The organism is Streptomyces sp. NPDC018045 (genome assembly GCF_044327445.1).
Classification (GTDB): Bacteria; Actinomycetota; Actinomycetes; order Streptomycetales; family Streptomycetaceae; genus Streptomyces.
On sequence record NZ_JBIRFL010000008.1, the window covers coordinates 81,220 to 100,849 of the forward strand.

At 71.3% G+C, this 19,630-nt stretch carries 16 protein-coding genes and 1 pseudogene; 12 read left to right on the forward strand and 5 right to left on the reverse strand.

Features of this window, described 5'->3' with window-relative positions; genetic code table 11:
* Nucleotides 1–197: 197 nt before the first annotated feature.
* From ACH4EB_RS20290 to ACH4EB_RS20320, 7 genes and pseudogenes are all read left to right on the forward strand, one after another.
* A complete protein-coding gene (locus ACH4EB_RS20290) occupies nucleotides 198–1,007 on the forward strand; it encodes an ATP-binding cassette domain-containing protein (protein WP_398348922.1) in 810 nt (269 codons plus the stop codon).
* On the forward strand, nucleotides 979–3,393 hold the full coding sequence (locus ACH4EB_RS20295; RefSeq protein WP_398348923.1) for a YhgE/Pip family protein: 2,415 nt from the start codon (nucleotides 979–981) through the stop codon (nucleotides 3,391–3,393). Before ACH4EB_RS20290 ends, ACH4EB_RS20295 begins: the two co-directional genes overlap by 29 nt.
* Entirely contained in the window at nucleotides 3,390–4,097 is a 708-nt protein-coding gene (locus ACH4EB_RS20300; protein WP_398348924.1) for a TetR/AcrR family transcriptional regulator, read from the forward strand. Before ACH4EB_RS20295 ends, ACH4EB_RS20300 begins: the two co-directional genes overlap by 4 nt.
* Nucleotides 4,098–4,702: 605 nt before the next feature.
* The gene (locus tag ACH4EB_RS20305; protein ID WP_398349131.1) at nucleotides 4,703–5,602 is read left to right on the forward strand and encodes a nitroreductase/quinone reductase family protein; all 900 of its coding nucleotides are present in this window, start codon (nucleotides 4,703–4,705) and stop codon (nucleotides 5,600–5,602) included.
* 44 nt (nucleotides 5,603–5,646) lie between these two features.
* A complete protein-coding gene (locus ACH4EB_RS20310; RefSeq protein WP_398348925.1) occupies nucleotides 5,647–5,820 on the forward strand; it encodes a hypothetical protein in 174 nt (57 codons plus the stop codon).
* 15 nt (nucleotides 5,821–5,835) lie between these two features.
* A pseudogene (locus tag ACH4EB_RS20315) lies at nucleotides 5,836–6,183 on the forward strand (LysR substrate-binding domain-containing protein); the annotation flags it as partial.
* 213 nt (nucleotides 6,184–6,396) lie between these two features.
* Nucleotides 6,397–6,681, forward strand: coding sequence for a hypothetical protein (locus ACH4EB_RS20320; RefSeq protein ID WP_398348926.1), 285 nt, complete (start codon nucleotides 6,397–6,399; stop codon nucleotides 6,679–6,681).
* A gap of 135 nt (nucleotides 6,682–6,816) precedes the next feature.
* On the opposite strand, the gene speB is transcribed toward ACH4EB_RS20320, so the two are convergent.
* Nucleotides 6,817–7,803: an agmatinase gene (gene speB / locus ACH4EB_RS20325; RefSeq protein ID WP_398348927.1), complete on the reverse strand. Its 987-nt coding sequence runs from the start codon at nucleotides 7,801–7,803 to the stop codon at nucleotides 6,817–6,819.
* A 112-nt stretch (nucleotides 7,804–7,915) separates the two neighbouring features.
* On the opposite strand from speB, the gene ACH4EB_RS20330 reads away from it, so the two are divergent.
* Complete coding sequence (locus ACH4EB_RS20330; RefSeq protein ID WP_398348928.1) at nucleotides 7,916–8,710, forward strand: phosphatase; 795 nt, start codon at nucleotides 7,916–7,918, stop codon at nucleotides 8,708–8,710.
* A gap of 305 nt (nucleotides 8,711–9,015) precedes the next feature.
* Here ACH4EB_RS20330 and ACH4EB_RS20335 read toward each other — a convergent pair whose 3' ends face one another.
* The 3 genes from ACH4EB_RS20335 to ACH4EB_RS20345 form a co-directional block, all read right to left on the reverse strand.
* Complete coding sequence (locus ACH4EB_RS20335; RefSeq protein ID WP_398348929.1) at nucleotides 9,016–9,915, reverse strand: acyl-CoA thioesterase; 900 nt, start codon at nucleotides 9,913–9,915, stop codon at nucleotides 9,016–9,018.
* Between the two features lie 103 nt (nucleotides 9,916–10,018).
* Complete coding sequence (locus ACH4EB_RS20340) at nucleotides 10,019–11,176, reverse strand: acyl-CoA dehydrogenase family protein (protein ID WP_398348930.1); 1,158 nt, start codon at nucleotides 11,174–11,176, stop codon at nucleotides 10,019–10,021.
* Between the two features lie 78 nt (nucleotides 11,177–11,254).
* Nucleotides 11,255–11,926: a TetR/AcrR family transcriptional regulator gene (locus tag ACH4EB_RS20345; RefSeq protein WP_398348931.1), complete on the reverse strand. Its 672-nt coding sequence runs from the start codon at nucleotides 11,924–11,926 to the stop codon at nucleotides 11,255–11,257.
* 159 nt (nucleotides 11,927–12,085) lie between these two features.
* Here ACH4EB_RS20345 and ACH4EB_RS20350 point away from each other — a divergent pair, with 159 nt between their 5' ends.
* Genes ACH4EB_RS20350 through ACH4EB_RS20365 form a run of 4 tightly spaced genes read left to right on the forward strand, consistent with a single transcriptional unit; the run spans nucleotide 12,086 to nucleotide 17,830 of the window.
* Nucleotides 12,086–13,717 (forward strand): carboxyl transferase domain-containing protein, encoded by a 1,632-nt coding sequence (locus tag ACH4EB_RS20350; protein ID WP_398348932.1) that lies wholly within the window; start codon nucleotides 12,086–12,088, stop codon nucleotides 13,715–13,717.
* A 31-nt stretch (nucleotides 13,718–13,748) separates the two neighbouring features.
* Nucleotides 13,749–15,737: a biotin carboxylase N-terminal domain-containing protein gene (locus ACH4EB_RS20355; RefSeq protein ID WP_398349132.1), complete on the forward strand. Its 1,989-nt coding sequence runs from the start codon at nucleotides 13,749–13,751 to the stop codon at nucleotides 15,735–15,737.
* Complete coding sequence (locus ACH4EB_RS20360) at nucleotides 15,734–16,672, forward strand: hydroxymethylglutaryl-CoA lyase (protein ID WP_398348933.1); 939 nt, start codon at nucleotides 15,734–15,736, stop codon at nucleotides 16,670–16,672. The genes ACH4EB_RS20355 and ACH4EB_RS20360 overlap by 4 nt, the downstream gene beginning before the upstream one ends.
* A gap of 3 nt (nucleotides 16,673–16,675) precedes the next feature.
* Complete coding sequence (locus ACH4EB_RS20365; RefSeq protein ID WP_398348934.1) at nucleotides 16,676–17,830, forward strand: acyl-CoA dehydrogenase family protein; 1,155 nt, start codon at nucleotides 16,676–16,678, stop codon at nucleotides 17,828–17,830.
* 96 nt (nucleotides 17,831–17,926) lie between these two features.
* On the opposite strand, the gene ACH4EB_RS20370 is transcribed toward ACH4EB_RS20365, so the two are convergent.
* Nucleotides 17,927–19,537, reverse strand: coding sequence for a beta-N-acetylhexosaminidase (locus ACH4EB_RS20370; protein ID WP_398348935.1), 1,611 nt, complete (start codon nucleotides 19,535–19,537; stop codon nucleotides 17,927–17,929).
* Nucleotides 19,538–19,630 lie beyond the last annotated feature (93 nt).

The window sequence follows — 19,630 nt, forward strand, 5'->3', positions numbered from 1 at the left end:
GTCGCAAGTGTCCAACCGGTGCGGCTGCGCGCTGGGCGCCACAGACCACACCGAGAACATCACCAACAAATGCCCCAAAAGCATCGGAGCGCCCCACCCGCCACATGACGGAGTTCACAGGATCGTCTGCTGATTGGTCAATAGCCCTCTCCATACGGCACACTTTTAGACTGACCAGTCAGAACAAAGGAGGGGCCGTGGACACCACCCGCCAGGGGGCGGCGGTCAACGCCAGGGGAATCGGAGTGAAAGGTCCGCGGGGGTGGGCGTTCAGAGACGTCCACATCACCGCGGACCCGGGGGCACTGATCGCCGTCGAGGGCCCGTCGGGCTCCGGACGCACCTGCCTCCTACTGGCGCTCACCGGCCGCATGCAGCTCGCCGAAGGCCACGCCACCGTCGCCGGCTTTCCCCTCCCCAAGCGCATGGGTACGGTGCGCAGCCTCACCGCCATCGCGCACGTCCCCGGGGTCGCCGACCTGGAACCGGCCCTGACCGCCGGGGAACACCTGGAGGAGCAGGCCCTGTTGGGCCGCCGGATCGCCGGTTCGCTCGGCGCCCGGCTGCCCTGGGGCCGCCGCTACAAGGAGGCGACGCGGGCCCGCGTCCAGGCGGCACTGACCGCCGTCGGCCTCGATCCCGCCACGCTGCCCAAGGGACTGCGTACGGCCGTACGGGACCTGGAGCGCATTGACGCGCTGCGGTTGTCAATGGCGCTGGCCGTCATGCACGGCCCGCGGCTGGTGGCCGTCGACGACGTCGACCTCAAGCTCTCCCAGGACGAGCGTTCGCAGGCCTGGCAGATGCTGCGGGATCTGGCCCTGGCCGGCACGACGGTGGTGGCCGCGGCCAGCACCGCCCCGGGCGACGCGATCGTCGTACGGACCGCGCCGGCGGCCACGGAGCCCGCCTCCGCCGCCCCCACTTCGACCACCGGCACGGCCGGTACGACCGACACCCACGAGGAGGAAGCAGCCCATGCGCTCGCCGAAGCTCGCCGCGCTTGAGCTCAAGCGCTTCGGCAGGGGCAAGCTCCCCCGGCTGGGCCTCGTCGCCCTGATGCTGATCCCGCTGCTGTACGGCGCGCTGTACCTGTGCTCGTTCTGGGACCCGTACGCGAACCTGGACAAGATCCCGGTCGCGCTCGTCAACGACGACCAGGGCACCACCACCGACGGCAAGAAGATCCAGGCGGGCGACGAACTCGTCAAGAACGTCAAGGACAGCAAGACGTTCAACTGGGAGGAGGTCAGCTCCGCCGACGCCGCCAAGGGCGTCGAGAACGGTACGTACTACCTCTCCCTGACCGTCCCGAAGGACTTCAGCGAGCGGATCGCCTCCAGCTCGGGTGACCACCCGGAGACGGGCGCGCTCCAGGTCCGCACGAACGACGCGAACAACTACATCGTCGGCTCGATCTCCAAGACGATCTTCTCGGAGATCCGCGCGAAGACCTCGGCGAAGTCGTCGCGGGAGTTCTTCGACAAGATCTTCGTGTCGTTCTCGGACCTGCACGACCAGACCGAGAAGGCGGCGAACGGTGCCGACGAACTCGACAAGGGCCTGGGCAAGGCCAAGGACGGCACGGACAAGCTCGCCGACGGCCTCGGCACCGCCAAGGACAAGAACGGTGAGCTGACGGATGGGCTCGGGAAGCTGGGCAAGGGGTCCGGCGACCTGAGCGAGGGCGCGGGCACGCTGCGCGACAAGACGGGTGAGCTGAGCCGCGGCCTCGGCGACGCGAACAAGGGCGCCAAGGATCTCAACAACGGCGCCGGTGCGCTGAGCAAGGGCGCCAAGGACCTCAACTCGGGCGTCGCCACCGCCGGTACGAAGGCCAAGCAGCTCAGCGACGGCGCCGGTCAGGTAGCCGCCGGAACGAAGCAGCTCGCCGACAAGGTCAACGGCATCGCCAAGACGGACCTGCCCTTCCTGAAGGAGCACAGCAAGGAGATCGCCGACAAGGCACGCGTCGTCGCCGACCTCAGCAAGGCTCTCGACGACGACCTCGGCAAGCTGCCGGGGAACTCCGCCAAGGCCGCTGCCGAGGCTCGGAAGAACGCCGACGACGCCCGGGCCCTCTACCAGGAGAGCTGTGGCGGCTCCGCCACCGGCAAGGTGGACTGCGCCAAGCTCAAGGGCGTCGCGGTCGGCAGCGCCGTGGCCGCCGACGCGGCGGAGAAGGTCAATGCCATTATCGCCCGGACCGATCTCCAGCACCTGCGCACTCAGCTCCGCGACCTCCACCGCGGCGCCGCGATGGTCGCCGAGAAGGTTCCGGCGATCGCCGACAACGCGGACACCGCGATCCGTCAGATCAACGAACTGAATGCCGGCGCCCAGAAGGTGTCCCAGGGAGCGGGGCAGTTCGCCCAGGGCATCGGAAAGCTCGCCGACGGCAGCGGCAAGCTCGCCGACGGCAGCGGCAAGCTGGCCGACGGCAGCGGCAAGCTCGTGGACGGTACGGGCAAGCTCGCCGACGGCAGCGGCAAGCTCGCCAACGGCGCCGGTGACCTCGCCAACGGCGCCGGCCAACTGCACGACAAGCTCGGGGACGCCGAGAGCGGCTCCGGGCAGATCGGTGACGGGCTCGGGAAGCTGGAGGACGGAGCGCTCGACCTCAAGGGCGGCGTCTACAAGCTCAAGGACGGTTCCAACCAGCTCGCCGGTGGCCTGAACAGCGGCGTGGACAAGATCCCGGACTACGACAAGAAGGACCGTGACGCCCGTACCGACGTCATGTCCAACCCGGTCGAGCTGGCTTCGAAGTCGATGCACAAGGCGCCCAACTACGGCACCGGGCTCGCCCCGTACTTCATTCCGCTGTCCCTGTGGGTCGGCGCGATGGTCGCGTACATGCTGCTCGCGCCGCTCGGCAAGCGGGCGCTCGCCGCGGGGGCGCCGGGCTGGCGGATCGCGCTCGGTTCCTGGCTGCCGGCCTTCGCCATCGGCGTCGTGCAGGTGCTGGCCCTGATGGCCGTACTGCACTGGGGTCTCGGCCTGGAGATGGAACACGCGGGGGCCACCATCGGCTTCCTGTTGCTGGCGACGGCCGCGTTCACGGCCATCATCCAGTTCTTCGGCGCGCAGTTCGGTCCGGCGGGCCGCGTACTGACCCTCGTTGTGCTGATGCTCCAGCTCACGTCGGCGGGCGGTACGTACCCGGTGCAGACGAGTCCCGGATTCTTCGGTTTCATCCACCCGTTCCTGCCGATGAGTTACGTGGTGGACGGCCTGCGCCGGCTCATCACCGGCGGTGACCTCGGGATCGTGTGGCAGGGCTCCATCGTCCTGGCCGCGTTCACGGTCGGCGCGCTGGCGCTCACGTCGCTGACCGCGCGCAGCCGGCAGGTCGTACGGATGAAGGACCTGCATCCGGAACTGAGCCTGTGAGCACGCGGACCGCGCACCGCGGCAGGCACGGGGGCGGCGTCGTTCGCGACGACGCCGCCCCCGGCGCCGGGCCCGAAGCCGCCGCCCCGGCCCACGGCCCCCGCCGCGGCGCCACGCGGCGCAAGCTGTTCGACGCGGCGGTCACGCTCATCGCCGAGCAGGGTTTCTCCGCCACCACGGTGGACGAGATCGCCGAGCGCGCCGGCGTCGCCAAGGGCACGGTCTACTACAACTTCGCCAGCAAGAACGTGCTCTACGAGGAGCTTCTGCGGGACGGCGTCGACCTGCTCGCCGCCTCCCTCCAGGATGCCGCCGACCGGGCGGTACGGGCGGGCGGCGGCACCCGGGTCGACGCGCTGGACGCGATGATCCGGGCGGGCCTGGACTTCATCGCCGGCTCGCCGTCCCTGACCCAGCTCTACGTCGCGGAACTGTGGCGTACGAACCGGGTGTGGCAGCCGACTCTTGAGTCCGTACGGGGCCGGGCGATCGCCGTCGTCGAGTCCGTACTGCGGGACGCCATCGCCGTCGGCGAGCTGTCCGAGGAACTGGACGTTCCTCTGACGGCCTCCGCGCTGCTCGGCATGGTGCTCGTGGCGGCGCTGGACTGGCTGTCGTTCCAGCCGCACCGCTCGGTGGAGGATGTGCACGCCTCCCTGTCGCGCCTGCTTCAGGGCCGGGTCAGCCCTATGCGCCCGGACTAACAACGTTTTCGCGTAAATGCTGTCAGAGCCCCGCTCTCGGATCCAAAGGATGCGAGAGCGGGGCTCTCGCGCGAGAGCGGCCCGGCGGGGGGCGGCGGACCTACAGCGGGCATACGGAGCGCAGAGCGCGCAGGGGTCGCGGGAGACGTGGGGGACGCGAAGGACGCGGGACGCGGGAGCTGGGGCGGAAGAACAGCCAGGATGTCGCCGCAGGAGGAGACGAACGAGCCGTCGGGCAGTGGCTCTAATGGGAATGCGTGTGCGCGTGACGTCGGCCAAAAAGCAGTGAGCCGGCCGGCAGTCGGGCGACACACCTTTTTTTCAGGGACTACCTCATGAGTTCACACTTCCCAGGCCGGTCCCGACATCCGCGTCAGCGCGCCGAGTGCGCGCGGCGGCCCATCGCATGCCCGGCTTCTTGGTTCGGTTCCCCTGTCCGTGTGTTGTGGTTTCTGGTTTCTGGTTTCTGGTTTCTGGCCTCTGTTGCGCCGCGTGGGTGCGTTCGCACGGTGCGTTAGGGCCGCGCGTTGAGTGCTCCGCTTTCGACGCCGCGTCCGTACGAGGTACGCCGCGCTCCGGCCATGACAGGCAACGCATAACACGTAATCGGTGAATTCTCCGGACGAGGGTCGTGCGCGGTAACTGCCGTGTGCTGTGCGGGCGCGCTCCCCCGCACCTTCATTTCTTCCCTTTCACCGCACCGCCGAAAGTCGCACACCGTGCCCCTCGGTTGCGTCCGTGACGGTGACCTGCTGCTCGTCGTCGGGTCGGACCTCGGCGCGGCGAGCCATCCGGACTGGTACCGCAACCTGCTCGCCCGCCCGCAGGTACAGGTCGAGATCGGTACCGAGGCGTACGAGGCGATCGCGGTGCCCACCGAGGGTGAGCGCCGCGACCGGCTGTTCGCGCAGGTCGTAAGCGTGGCTCCCGGGTACGGCGAGTACCGGGCGGCGACGTCCCGTACGTTGCCGGTCGTGGTGCTGGAACCCGCCGCGCCCGGGTACGTGGAAGCGGATGGAGAGAATCCGCGCACCGTCACCTCGCTCGCCGACAAACTCGTGCAGGTCCACACATGGCTGCGCGCGCAGTTGCGGCACGTACGCGACGAGGCCGAAGCCCACCTCGCGGCGCGGGCGGCCCACCAGGGCCCGGGCGCGCCGCCGGCGCCGGGGCTCGGGCTACAGATCCGGCAGCACTGCCTGGCGTTCTGCCAAAGCCTGGAGTTCCACCACACAGGCGAGGACGCGCACATATTTCCCGCCGTCGCCCGCCATCACCCCGAACTGCGCTCCGCCCTCGACCGGCTTCAGGAGGAACACCGGACGATCGCCCGCATTCAGAACGACCTGCTCGGCCTCCTCGCAAACATCGGCACCGTCGACCCGGAACGTTTCCTCACCGACCTGGAGCGAATGTCCGGAGAATTGCGCTCCCACCTCGCCTGCGAAGAGAAGCAGTTGATTCCCGCGCTGGCCGAGGTGCCGTGGCCGCCGCCCGCGCCTTGAGCGGACGGGTTGGCTGACGGTGCTGCCGTGAAGAACGCCGGCAGTTGAGTAAGCCTCGGGGGTGGACGCGTGGCCGGGCCGGGTTGGTCATCGACGAAGACACATCGGCCCGGACCGTCGGCAGCGCCGTCCGCACCCTGCTGCCCGCGGACCATCCGCTCGGTGACCGGTCCGTCCTCCATCTCGCCGACCTCGGTGGCATTCCGTGGGCGGCCTGACCGCCGGGGGCCGAACCGCGCGAAGCGCTCGTACAGGCTCCGCGTACCCACGGGGCCGAGCCGGAGGGCCGCTACAGCATCAGCGACCACGCCACCCAGCTCTTCCTGGTGGCGGACGGCCTGACCGCCGCGCTCATACCGGACGCGACGCGGCAGCAGATACCGGCGGGTGTCCGGTGCGTACCCACGGGCCCGCCGCTGCGCCGCCATGTGCAGGTGGCCTGGCGCTCCCGTGCGGAATGCCCTCCCGTCCGCGCCTGCCTCGACGCTCACGTGCGGGCCGGGCTCGGGAGAATCCGCCGTTGGGCTGAAAGTCGCTGCCGAGGAGAACCGGACGGGCGGGAACGACGTGTGCCAAGTTGACCAGCACTGACGCAAACCCTGGCGTGATCACCGGCGGAATCCGCGCTGAAGGAGGAGCAATTCGTGGCAGATCCCAACATCACGGGCCAAGTTTCCGGCCAGTCACCCCCCACACCTCCCGCTCTTCCCTCACCTCCACTGCCACCTCTGCCACCCCCGCCCCCGCCCCCGCCCCCGCCGCACACGGGATCAGCGAACGAAGGCCCGCGTCCGGTGCCGACGTCCCCTGAGGAGGCGCTGGACATCGGCCGCCGCTACTTCCGCGAGATCGGCTCGCCCGGTGGCCCGTCCGGCCTCTTCGTCCACGAATTCGATGCCGGCTACCTGGTACGCGCGAGCTGGCCCGCCCCGGCGGACCCGCAGGCGCCGCCGGCCGGCCCGGGCGGCAGCAACGTGGCGATCTCCAAGGTCAACGGTGATGTGACCCATCTGCCGAACCACCCCCCAAAGGAAGCGGTGGAGATGTATCACCGCTGGTACCGGCCTGGCACGTCCTGACAGGTGCCGACACGACACCCGATCCTGGCCCGATCGCGGCGTACGGGCGATGGAACCGAGCACTCCGGTCGTGCAGCCGACCCTTCACTCCCGCACGCCCCGACCGCCCCACACACCGACCGCCCGAGCCCGCCCTCAGCCCTTGGCCGCCGCGATCTGCCGCGACATGATCGTCGTCAGCTCGTACGCCGTGTGCGAGGCCGCCACCGACGTCATCTCCGCGTGATCGTAGGCAGGGGCCACCTCGACGAGGTCGGCGGAGACGAGGTGGCAGCCGGCGAGGCCACGGAGGATCTCCAGGAGTTCCCGGGAGGTGAGGCCGCCCGCTTCCGGCGTGCCGGTGCCGGGGGCGTGGGCCGGGTCCAGGACGTCGATGTCGATGGAGATGTACAGCGGGCGGTCGCCGATGCGCTGCCGGAGCTGATCGGCTACCTCGTCGACGCCGCGCCGCATGACGTCGGCGGACGTGACGATGCCGAAGCCCATCTTCGCGTCGTCGTCGAGGTCCTTCTTGCCGTAGAGGGGGCCGCGGGTGCCGACGTGGGAGAGGGCGGAGGTGTCGAGGATGCCCTCCTCGACGGCGCGGCGGAACGGGGTGCCGTGGGTGTACTCGGCGCCGAAGTAGGTGTCCCAGGTGTCCAGGTGCGCGTCGAAGTGGAGCAGGGCGACCGGGCCGTGCTTCTTGGCCATGGAGCGCAGCAGGGGCAGCGCGATGGTGTGGTCGCCGCCCAGCGTCATCAGGCGGGCGCCGGTGTCCAGGAGGTCGTCGGCGGCAGCCTCGATGGTCTCGACGGCCTCGTTGATGTTGAAGGGGTTGGCGGCGATGTCGCCGGCGTCGGCGACCTGCGCGAGCGCGAAGGGGGACGCGTCCTGGGCCGGGTTGTACGGGCGCAGCAGGCGCGACGCCTCGCGGATGGCGTTGCCGCCGAAGCGGGCGCCGGGGCGGTAGGAGACGCCGGTGTCGAAGGGGACGCCGACCACCGCGACGTCGGCCGTGCCCACCTGGTCGAGGCGGGGCAGCCGGGCGAAGGTCGCCGGGCCCGCGTAGCGGGGGACGCGGGAGGAGTCGACGGGGCCGACGGGTTCCTGGGAGGCGCCGGAAGCGGCGGATGCGGTGGTCATGAGGGTGAGCGTAGGCAGCGGCGGGCGGGGTGCCCATGGACATTTGTGGTGATGTGGCGTCGGCCGGTGGACATCACGTCCATGGAGTGGTGCTTCAAGGGACAATGACCTCATGCCGATACTGCCGCCTGTTCCCAGCCGCACCGAACTCGTCGACCATCTCGTACGGACCCGGATCGCCGGAGAGGTCGCCACTCCCCGCGAGAACAACCTCGACCACTACCGCAAGCTGGCCAACGGAGACCGTCACTACTGGCTCGGCCTCGAACTCGGCGACCGCTGGACCGACGAACAGGACGTGCTCGCCGTGATGGCCGAGCGGTGCGGCGTCAACGACGACGCCCGCCACCGGATGGGTCAGGACACCATCGACCCCGAGCTGACGGTGGACGCGCTGGACCGCGCGGGCGCCCGGCTGCGCAAGGCCGCCGCCGGCCGGGAGCGCGTCCTGTTCGCAACCGGGCATCCGGGCGGGCTGCTGGACGTGCACCGGGCCACCGCCGAGGCGCTGCGCGCGCGGGGCTGCGACATCGTCGTCGTACCGGACGGGCTGCGGGCGGACGACGGCGTGGTGTTCCAGTTCGCCGACGTGGCGATGCTGGAGCGCGGCGCGACGCTGTGGCACACCCACTCCCCCGCGCCGATGGCCGCCGTACTGGACGGTCTGGAGCGGGCGGGCGAGGCACTGCCCGATCTGGTCATGGCCGATCACGGCTGGGCCGGGTGCGCGGGCCGGCGCGGTCTCGACGCCATCGGGTTCGCGGACTGCAACGACCCGGCGCTGTTCCTGGGCGAGGCGGAAGGCACCCTTCAGGTGACCATCCCGCTGGACGACCACGTACTGAGCCCGCGCTACTACGACCCGCTGACGGCCTACCTGCTGGGCGCGGCAGGCCTGACGGACTGAACGGACGACCGGCCTGCGAAAGCTCGGAACGGGCCGGTCCGCGAAAGCGCGACCCCCGGTGGGCGGGGAGCCTGCGCCCTCCTCCCCTCCGGTAGGCGGGAGCCGACACCCCCGCCCCCGGTGGGCGGAGGGCCTGTGGCCCGTCCCCTCGGGTAGACGGGCCCTGCCCTCCGGCCCCCAAGGGTGGCGGCCCGCCCACCCAAAGACCCGGCCCCTCGGGCCCTGTGTCATCCCCCATGCCCCCCCCGCGTCATCCCCCGATACCCCCGGCGCAATCCCCCGACCGGACGCCCGCCCCCTGCCGGTCACGCCAGAGGCTGCGCCCCCCGCGGCACCCGGATGACCCCTTCCTGGATCACGGACACCGCCAACCGCCCGTCCGCCGTGAAGATGCGTCCCTTGCCCAGCCCCCGCCCGCCCTGCGCGGTGGGTGACTCCTGGTCGTACAGCAGCCAGTCGTCGGCCCGCAGCGGCCGGTGGAACCACATGGCGTGGTCCAGGCTCGCGCCGACGACGTCGCCGACGGCCCAGCCGCCGCGCCCGTGGGCGAGCAGTACGGAGTCCAGCAGGGTCATGTCGGAGACGTAGGTGACCAGGCAGATGTGCAGCAGCGGCTGGTCGATGTCGCCGTCCAGCTTGCCGTGTGTACGGAACCAGACCTGGGAGCGCGGTTCGCGCGGCTCGCCTGCCGTACCGAACGGGGGCGCGTCCACGTAGCGCAGGTCGACGGCGGCCCGCGCCTCCAGAAGCCGCTGGGCGACGCCCGGTTCGCGGAAGCGGTCGGCGTAGTGGGGCAGCATCTCGGCGGCGGTCGGCAGGGTCAGCGGGTCCGGTGCGTGGGGCATCGGCTCCTGGTGTTCCATGCCCTCCTCGTACACCTGGAAGGAGGCGGAGAGGTGGAAGATCGGCTGACCGTGCTGGACGGCGACGACGCGGCGGGTGGTGAAGGACCGGCCGTCGCGGATGCGGTCGACGGTGTAGACGATGGGCGCGCCGGGGTCGCCGGGGCGCAGGAAGTACGCGTGCAGGGAGTGGGGCGGGCGGTCCTCGGGGACGGTGCGCCCGGCGGCGACCAGGGCCTGGGCGGCGACCTGGCCGCCGAAGACCCGGGGTACGACGGACGGGCGGCTGGTGCCGCGGAAGATGTCCTGCTCGATGCGTTCCAGGTCGAGCTGTGCGAGCAGGGCGGTGAGGGCGTCGTTCACACGCGTACGGCTTTCACTCGTGCGCGGCGCGGGGCGCGCGCGGGGGCGCAAGGCTGGTGCGGGGCCCGGCGGTGGGCTCCGCGCGGAGGCTGGGCGCGGCGTCTCACAGCCCCATGGACTTGGCGATGATGGAGCGCATGACCTCGCTGGTGCCGCCGTAGATGCGGGTGACGCGGGTGTCGGCGTACAGGCGGGAGATCGGGTACTCCTGCATGTAGCCGTAGCCGCCGTGCAACTGGAGGCACTTGTCGATGACGACGGCGGCGCGCTCGGTGGTGAAGAGCTTGGCGGAGGCGGCGTCGGCGGCGGTCAGTTCGCCCGCGTCGTGGGCGTCGAGGGCGCGGTCGACGACGGCCTGCATGGCGTCCACCTCGGACTTGCAGTCGGCGAGGACGAACTTGGTGTTCTGGAAAGAGGCGACGGACTTGCCGAAGACCTCGCGGTCCTGGACGTACTCCTTGGCGAACCGGACGGCCGCGGCGGCCTGGGCGTAGGCGCTGACGGCGATGCCGAGACGTTCCTGCGGGAGGTTCCGGCCCAGGTAGGAGAAGGCCTTGCCCTCCTCGCCGAGGCGGTCCTCGACGGGCACCTTGACGTCGGTGAAGGACAGTTCGGCGGTGTCGGAGCTCTTGAGGCCGAGCTTGTCCAGCTTGCGGCCGACCGCGTAGCCCTCGGAGGCGGTGTCGACGGCCAGGAGGGTGATGCCGGCGCGGCGGTCCTCCGGGGCAGGAGCAGCGGTGCGGGCGCAGACGATGACGCGGTCGGCGAGGACGCCGCCGGTGATGAAGGTCTTGGCGCCGTTGAGGACGTAGTGGGTGCCGTCCTCGGAGAGCTTGGCGGTGGTCCGCATGCCGGCCAGGTCGGAGCCGGTGCCGGGCTCGGTCATGGCGATGGCGGTCATCATGTCGCCGGAGACGAAGGGCGGCAGCCAGCGCCGTTTCTGCTCCTCGGTGGCGTACTTGAGGAAGTACGGCAGGCACAGCGCGGTGTGCACACCGGAGCCGCCGAAGCTGACGCCGGCCCGGGCGCACTCCTCGGTGATGACGGCGTTGAACTTGAAGCTGGTCTCGCCGGCGCCGCCGTACTCCTCCGGGACCTCGATGCCGAAGACGCCCAGGGCGCCGAGTTTCTTGTAGAAGTCGCGGGGAGCCTGTCCGGCCTGTAGCCACTCGTCGTAGACGGGGACGACCTCGGCGGCGATGAAGTCGCGGATGGTCTCCCGGAACGCCTCGTGATCCTCGTTGAACACCGTACGACGCATCGCCGCCTCCTCCGGTCCGCCGGCCGGCCGGGCCGACCCCTCGACTAAGCGCTTGCTCAGCCGAAAGCTACCCGGCGGTCAGTCGCGCTGTCCAGAGGGGCCCGAGGGGGCGGAGGGGATCCCGGCGGGGGCTCCGGCGCCGCTCGCGCCGCCGTCCGCCGCCACCGCCGCGAAGGCCCCCCGGGCCAGCCGGTGCAGCAGTGCCGACATCTCCGTACGGCCCGGGAGCGCGCCGGGGCGGCTGAGGTGTGGTGTCGAGTTGAGCAGGCCGAACACGGCGTGCACGGAGGCGCGCGCGTCCGCTTCCGTGTACGCCGGGTACACCTCGCGCACCACCTGCACCCACAGCTCCACGTATTCGCGCTGGAGGCGGCGCACCCGCTTGCGGTCGGCCTCGCGCAGCCGGTCCAGTTCGCGGTCGTGGACGGTGATCAGCGGCCGGTCGTCGAGGGCGAAGTCGATGTGCCCCTCGATCAGGGCGTCCAGCACCGCGGCGGGAGTGTCGCCACCGGAGGCGGCGCGGATGCGACCGCCCTCCAGCAGCCGTTCACTGATGCCGACGAGCAGTTCGGCGAGCATCGCGTCCTTGCCGGCGAAGTGCCGGTAGAGGCCGGGCCCGGAGATGCCGACGGCGGCACCGATCTCGTCCACACCGACGCCGTGGAAGCCGCGCTCGGCGAAGAGCCGGGCCGCCTCCTTGAGGATCTGCTCGCGTCGGCTGGTGACTGCCGGGGCATGTGTGCTGCTCATACAACTGATTGTAGACAGGCGGGTTAGTGGTCGTTAACCTGGGAGAAATGAAGTTAACGCCCATTAACGCCGGGCGATCCCCGGCGCCCGCGGCAGCCGGACGAGAGAGGCCGTAGCGATGCAGCCGGTAGCGATGGAGCCGACGGAGACGGGGGACCGATGCTGATGGACCCGACGCAGCAGGCCCCGGTGCTCGACAGCACGGCCGATCCCGCCTCGGACACCTGGCGCGCCAACGAGGCAGCGCACCAGGAGCTGGCCGACGACCTGCGGGCCCGCCTCGCCGCGGTTCGCCTGGGCGGCGGCGAGAAGGCCAGGGCCCGGCACACGGCGCGCGGCAAGCTGCTGCCCCGCGACCGGGTGGACGCGCTGCTGGACCCCGGCTCGCCGTTCCTGGAGCTGGCGCCGCTGGCGGCGGAGGGCATGTACGGCGGTGCCGCGCCGGCCGCGGGCGTGATCGCGGGCGTCGGGCGGGTCTCCGGCCGCGAGACGGTGATCGTCGCCAACGACGCGACGGTCAAGGGCGGCACCTACTACCCGATGACGGTCAAGAAGCACCTGCGCGCCCAGGAGGTGGCGCTGGAGAACCGCCTCCCGTGCCTGTACCTGGTCGACTCCGGCGGCGCCTTCCTGCCGATGCAGGACGAGGTCTTCCCCGACCGCGAGCACTTCGGGCGGATCTTCTACAACCAGGCCCGGATGTCCGGCGCGGGCATCCCGCAGATCGCGGCGGTCCTCGGCTCCTGCACGGCGGGCGGCGCGTACGTACCGGCGATGAGCGACGAGGCCGTGATCGTGCGGAATCAAGGGACGATCTTCCTGGGCGGCCCGCCGCTGGTGAAGGCCGCGACCGGCGAGGTCGTCACGGCCGAGGAGCTGGGCGGCGGCGAGGTGCACTCCCGTACGTCCGGCGTCACCGACCACCTCGCCGAGGACGACGCGCACGCGCTGCGCATCGTGCGCACCATCGTCGCCACGCTCGGCGGCCGCGGCCCGCTGCCCTGGACGGTGCGGCCCGCCGAGGAGCCCAAGGTGGACCCGGCGGGGCTGTACGGCGCGGTGCCCGCCGACTCCCGTACGCCCTATGACGTACGGGAGGTCATCGCCCGCGTCGTGGACGGCTCCCGCTTCGCCGAGTTCAAGGCCGAGTACGGCACGACACTGGTCACCGGCTTCGCGCACATCCACGGCCACCCGGTCGGCATCGTCGCCAACAACGGCATCCTGTTCTCCGAATCCGCCCAGAAGGGCGCGCACTTCGTCGAGCTGTGCGACCAGCGCGGCATCCCGCTGGTCTTCCTCCAGAACATCTCCGGTTTCATGGTCGGCCGCGACTACGAGGCGGGCGGCATCGCCAAGCACGGCGCGAAGATGGTCACGGCGGTGGCCTGCACCCGCGTCCCCAAGCTGACGGTCGTCATCGGCGGCTCGTACGGCGCGGGCAACTACTCGATGTGCGGCCGGGCCTATTCGCCCCGCTTCCTGTGGATGTGGCCGAACGCCAAGATCTCGGTGATGGGCGGCGAGCAGGCCGCGTCCGTCCTCGCGACGGTCAAGCGCGACCAAATGGAGGCGCGCGGCGAGGAGTGGAGCGCCGAGGAGGAGGCCGCCTTCAAGGCCCCGGTCCGCGAGCAGTACGAGACGCAGGGCAGCGCCTATTACGCGACCGCGCGCCTGTGGGACGACGGGGTCATCGACCCGCTGGACACCCGCCGGGTGCTGGGGCTGGCGCTGACGGCGTGCGGCAACGCGCCGTTGGGCGAGCCGGGCTACGGCGTCTTCCGGATGTGAGGGAGTGCGGGGAGTGAAGGAACAGATGAGCATGTTCGACACCGTCCTGGTCGCCAACCGGGGCGAGATCGCGGTCCGCGTCATCCGGACGCTGCGCGCGCTCGGCGTCCGCTCGGTCGCCGTCTTCAGCGACGCGGACGCCGACGCCCGCCATGTCCGCGAGGCCGACACCGCGGTACGGATCGGCCCGCCGCCGGCCACCGAGAGCTATCTGCACGCGGGTCGCCTGATCGAGGCGGCGCACCGCAGCGGCGCGCGGGCCGTGCACCCGGGGTACGGCTTCCTCGCCGAGAACGCGGCGTTCGCGGCGGCCTGTACCGACGCCGGGCTGGTCTTCATCGGGCCGTCCGCCGAGGCCATCGAGCTGATGGGCGACAAGATCCGCGCGAAGGAGACGGTGCGGTCGGCCGGCGTACCGGTCGTTCCCGGCTCCTCCGGCAGCGGCCTGTCCGACGCCCAACTGGCCGACGCGGCACGCGAAATCGGCATGCCGGTGCTGCTGAAGCCGTCCGCGGGCGGCGGCGGCAAGGGCATGCGGCTGGTCCGTGACGAAGCCCTGCTGGCCGACGAGATCGCCGCCGCGCGGCGCGAGGCGCGCGGCTCCTTCGGTGACGACACCCTTCTGGTGGAGCGCTGGGTGGACCGCCCCCGGCACATCGAGATCCAGGTCCTCGCGGACGGCCACGGCAACGTCGTCCACCTCGGCGAGCGCGAGTGCTCGCTCCAGCGCCGCCATCAGAAGGTGATCGAGGAGGCGCCGTCCGTCCTGCTGGACGAGGCGACGCGGGCCGCGATGGGCGAGGCCGCCGTCCAGGCCGCGCGCTCGTGCGGCTACCGGGGCGCGGGCACGGTCGAGTTCATCGTCCCGGGCGACGACCCCGCCTCGTACTACTTCATGGAGATGAACACCCGCCTCCAGGTCGAGCACCCGGTCACCGAATTCGTCACCGGCCTCGACCTGGTCGAGTGGCAGCTACGGATCGCCGCCGGGGAGCCGCTGGCGTTCGGGCAGGACGGCGTCCGCCTGACCGGACACGCCGTCGAGGCCCGGATCTGCGCCGAGACGGTGTCGGTCAAGGAGGGCGCGCGCGGCTTCCTGCCCTCCGGCGGTACGGTCCTGGCGCTCGCCGAGCCGCGCGGCGACGGGGTGCGCACGGACTCCGGCCTGGCCGAGGGCACGGAGGTCGGCAGCCTGTACGACCCGATGCTCTCGAAGGTCGTCGCATACGGTCCGGACCGCGCGACCGCCCTGCGCAAACTGCGCGCCGCGCTCGCCGAAACGGTTGTGCTCGGCGTCCCCACCAACACCGGCTTCCTGCGCCGCCTGCTGGCCCACCCGGCCGTCGAGGCCGGCGAACTGGACACCGGCCTGGTCGAACGCGAGATGGACGCGCTGGTGCCGCGGGAGGTGCCCGCCGAGGTGTACGCGGCGGCCGCCGCCGTACGGAACGCGGCGCTGGAGCCGGTGCCGGCCGGCGGCTGGGTGGACCCGTTCGCCGTACCGGACGGCTGGCGGATCGGCGGCCGCCCGGCGCCCGTCGCCCACCGGGTCAAGGTCCCCGGCCACGACCCGGTGGCCGCCACCGGCACCGGCCATGTCACCGCCGACCGGGTCCGCGTCACCGTCGACGGGGTCGTGCACACCTTCCACCGGGCCGGCGACTGGCTCGGCCGGGACGGCGACACCTGGCATGTGACGGACCACGACCCGGTCGCCGAGACGCTGCGCGGCGCGGCCGGAGCGCACGGGATGGACGCGCTGACCGCGCCGATGCCCGGCACGGTCACCGTCGTGAAGGTGGCCGTCGGCGACGAAGTGGCGGCAGGTCAGGGGCTGCTGGTCGTCGAGGCGATGAAGATGGAGCACGTCATCTCCGCGCCGCACGCCGGCACGGTCAGCGAGCTGGGCGTCTCCCCCGGCAGCACCGTCGCCATGGACCAGGTGCTCGCCGTCGTGGACCCGCACGAGAGCGCGCCACAGGACCCGGCGTCCGGCCCGGCCGAGGAGGCAGCGACATGACCGCGCCCGGACTCCCGATGCCCGTCCCGGCCCCCGGCCTGCCGGCCCGGGTCCGCATCCACGAGGTCGGCGCCCGCGACGGCCTCCAGAACGAGTCCGCCGTCGTCCCCACCGAGGTCAAGGCCGAGTTCATCCGCCGCCTGGTGGACGCCGGGCTGACGACGGTGGAGGCGACCAGCTTCGTGCATCCCCGATGGGTGCCGCAGCTCGCCGACGCCGAGCGGCTCTACCCGATGCTGGACGGCCTCGACGCGCAACTGCCCGTCCTGGTGCCCAACGACCGCGGCCTGGACCGCGCGCTGGCCCTCGGCGCCCGCCGCATCGCGGTCTTCGGCAGCGCCACGGAGTCGTTCGCCAAGGCCAACCTGAACCGTACGGTCGCGGAATCGCTGGCCATGTTCACTCCGGTGGTCGCCCGCGCGAAGGAGGAGCAGGCGCACGTCCGCGGCTACCTCTCCATGTGCTTCGGCGACCCCTGGGAAGGCCCGGTGCCCCTCGCGCAGGTCGTGCGGGTCTGCCGCGCCCTGCTCGACATGGGCTGCGACGAGCTGAGCCTGGGCGACACCATCGGCGTGGCCACCCCCGGCCACGTCCACGCGCTGCTCGCCGCGCTGAACGAGGCGGGCGTACCCACCGACCGCCTCGGCGTGCACTTCCACGACACGTACGGTCAGGCGCTGGCCAACACCCTCGCCGCGCTCCAGCACGGCGTCAGCACCGTCGACGCGTCGGCGGGCGGCCTCGGCGGCTGCCCGTACGCCAAGAGCGCCACCGGCAACCTCGCCACCGAAGACCTGGTGTGGATGCTGCACGGCCTCGGTATCGAGACCGGGGTCGAGCTGGGCCGGCTCACCGCCACGAGCGTGTGGATGGCCGGACAACTGGGCCGTCCGAGCCCGTCCCGCACCGTCCGTGCCCTCTCCCACAAGGAGTGAACGATGTCCCTGGACCACCGCCTGTCCCCCGAACTCGAAGAGCTGCGGCGCACGGTCGAGGCGTTCGCCCACGACGTGGTCGCCCCCAAGATCGGCGAGTTCTACGAGCACCACGAGTTCCCGTACGAGATCGTGCGGGAGATGGGCCGGATGGGGCTGTTCGGCCTGCCCTTCCCCGAGGAGTACGGCGGCATGGGCGGTGACTACCTCGCCCTCGGCATCGCCCTGGAGGAGCTGGCCCGCGTGGACTCCTCCGTGGCGATCACCCTGGAGGCGGGCGTCTCGCTCGGCGCCATGCCGGTCTTCCACTTCGGTACCGAGGAACAGAAGCGGGAGTGGCTGCCCCGGATGTGTACGGGCGAGGTACTCGGCGCCTTCGGCCTGACCGAGCCGGACGGCGGCTCGGACGCGGGCGCCACCCGCACCACGGCCGTCCGCGAGGGCGACGCGTGGGTGATCAACGGCAGCAAGTGCTTCATCACCAACTCCGGCACGGACCTCACCGGCCTGGTCACGGTCACCGCCGTCACCGGCCGCAAGGACGACGGCAGCCCGCTGATCTCCTCGATCATCGTGCCGTCCGGCACCCCGGGCTTCACCGTCGGCGCCCCGTACTCCAAGGTCGGCTGGAGCGCCTCGGACACCCGTGAGCTGTCCTTCTCCGACGTCCGCGTTCCGGTGGGCAACCTCCTCGGCACGGAGGGCCGCGGTTACGCCCAGTTCCTGCGCATCCTCGACGAGGGCCGGATCGCCATCGCCGCGCTGGCCACCGGCCTCGCGCAGGGCTGTGTGGACGAGTCCGTCCGGTACGCCAAGGAGCGGCACGCCTTCGGCCGGCCGATCGGCCACAACCAGGCCATCCAGTTCAAGCTGGCCGACATGGAGATGCGCGCCCACACCTCCCGGCTGGCCTGGCGCGACGCCGCGTCCCGTCTGGTGCACGGCGAGCCCTTCAAGAAGGAGGCGGCGCTCGCCAAGCTGTACTCCTCCGAGATCGCGGTGGACAACGCCCGCGAGGCCACCCAGATCCACGGCGGCTACGGCTTCATGAACGAGTACCCGGTCGCCCGGATGTGGCGCGACTCCAAGATCCTGGAGATCGGTGAGGGAACGAGCGAGGTGCAGCGGCTGCTGATCGCCCGCGAGCTGGGCGTGTAGACGCGCCCGTACGGCAGCTCCGTACGGCAGCTCCGTACGGCGCGGGGCGGGCCCGGCGATCCGGACCCGCCCTGCCGTCGTCTCAGCCGCCGGGCGTCACCTGCGCCAGGGCACCTGCGGCGACCTGTAGTAGTCGAAGCCCATGGCCTCCCAGCGGGGCGCCTGGGCCGCCAGCCGGTGCTTGTAGGCGTTCCAGTCGTGGGTGGACCTCGGTGACCAGCCCAGCTCGGCGATGCCGGGCATCCGCGGGAAGGTCATGTAGTCGAGGTGCTGGTCGGTGGCGAGGGTCTCCGTCCAGATGGGCGCCTCGACACCCATGATCGACTTCTGCGGCGCGCCCTTCAGGTACGTCGCGGGGTCCCAGTCGTAGGACCGCTGGACCTCGACGTACCCGGCCCACGCCTTACCCAGCTTGGTGTCCTTGGTGTACTTCATGTCGAGGTAGGACCGGTCGGCCGGCGAGAGGATCAGCCCGGCGCCCTTCCTGGCCGCCGCCGCGACCTGCTCGCGCTCCTTGGCGGGCGTCTTGTCGTAGCCCCAGTACTGCACCGCGGCGCCCTTCGCCGGGGTCACGGCGGTCATCTGGTGCCACCCTATGACCTTCTTCTTGTGCTTGGTCACCAGCGGCTGGACCTTGTTCATGAAGGTCATGTAGTCGGCGTGGCTGGTGGAGTAGGCCTCGTCGCCGCCGATGTGCAGGTACGGGCCCGGGGTCAGCGCCGCGACCTCGCGGAAGACGTCGTCCAGGAACTCGTACGTCACCTTCTTGGGCACGCACAGCGAGCTGAAGCCGACCTCGACGCCCGTGTAGATGGGAGGCGCGATGTTGTTGCAGTTCAGTTTCGCGTACGAGGCCAGCGCGGCCTGGGTGTGCCCCGGGGTGTCGATCTCGGGGATGACCTCCATGTAACGGCCGGCGGCGTACCGCAGGATCTCGCGGTACTGCGCCTTGGTGTAGTAGCCGCCGGGGCCGCCGCCGACCTGGGTGCTGCCGCCGTAGCTGGCGAGCCGTGGCCAGGAGTTGATCTGGAGCCGCCAGCCCTGGTCGTCGGTGAGGTGCAGATGCAGCTTGTTGTACTTGTACAGCGCCAACTGATCGATGTAACGCTTCACCTGCTCGACCGTGAAGAAGTGCCGGGACACATCGATCATCCCGCCGCGGTATCCGTAGCGCGGGGTGTCGGAGATGGTGCCGCCGGCGACCTTCCAGGGGCGGTGCTGCTTGCCGCGCTTCTCGACGGCCGGCGGCAGGAGCTGCCGCAGGGTCTGCACGCCGTGGAAGAGACCGGCGGGCCGGGCGGCGGTGATCGTCACCGCGTGCCGGGTGGAGGTGAGGCGGTAGCCCTCGGCACCGAGCTTCCTGGTGTCCCTGCCGCCCAGGCGCAGCACGATGCCGTCCCGGCCGTCCTTGCCGGTGATCGGCAGCGGGTAGCCGGTGGACGGACGCAGGACGTCGGCCAGATAGCCGGCCACCCGCCTGACCTCGCCCGAGGCGCCGGGCACCCGGATCCGGGTGCGGTCGCCGAGGGTGTAGGGGTCCTTGCCGGGCTTGACGGAGGCGGGTGCCGGGATGACCTGGTCGAGGGCTATCGGCTTGGCGTGGCGGGCGGCCGGACCGGGTGCGTCCGCGACGGGCCGCGATCCGGCCGTCGACAGGCCGGCCGCCGCGACCAGCAGCAGCGAGCAGAACAGTCTGCTTCGTCTCACGAGATTCCCTTCGGTGGGCTCATCGTGCAGGGCCGTGCGTGGACGTCGTACGTGGCGTGGAGCAACCGAACGTCAACATTGAGTACCGCTCAC

Coding starts and splice junctions, on each gene's coding strand:
- ACH4EB_RS20295 (WP_398348923.1), top strand. CDS start 979: ATGCGCTCGCCGAAGCTCGCCGCGCTTGAGCTCAAGCGCTTCGGCAGG.
- speB (WP_398348927.1), bottom strand. CDS start 7,803: ATGACCACCGCATCCGCCGCTTCCGGCGCCTCCCAGGAACCCGTCGGC.
- ACH4EB_RS20330 (WP_398348928.1), top strand. CDS start 7,916: ATGCCGATACTGCCGCCTGTTCCCAGCCGCACCGAACTCGTCGACCAT.
- ACH4EB_RS20340 (WP_398348930.1), bottom strand. CDS start 11,176: ATGCGTCGTACGGTGTTCAACGAGGATCACGAGGCGTTCCGGGAGACC.
- ACH4EB_RS20345 (WP_398348931.1), bottom strand. CDS start 11,926: ATGAGCAGCACACATGCCCCGGCAGTCACCAGCCGACGCGAGCAGATC.
- ACH4EB_RS20350 (WP_398348932.1), top strand. CDS start 12,086: ATGCTGATGGACCCGACGCAGCAGGCCCCGGTGCTCGACAGCACGGCC.
- ACH4EB_RS20355 (WP_398349132.1), top strand. CDS start 13,749: ATGTTCGACACCGTCCTGGTCGCCAACCGGGGCGAGATCGCGGTCCGC.
- ACH4EB_RS20360 (WP_398348933.1), top strand. CDS start 15,734: ATGACCGCGCCCGGACTCCCGATGCCCGTCCCGGCCCCCGGCCTGCCG.
- ACH4EB_RS20365 (WP_398348934.1), top strand. CDS start 16,676: ATGTCCCTGGACCACCGCCTGTCCCCCGAACTCGAAGAGCTGCGGCGC.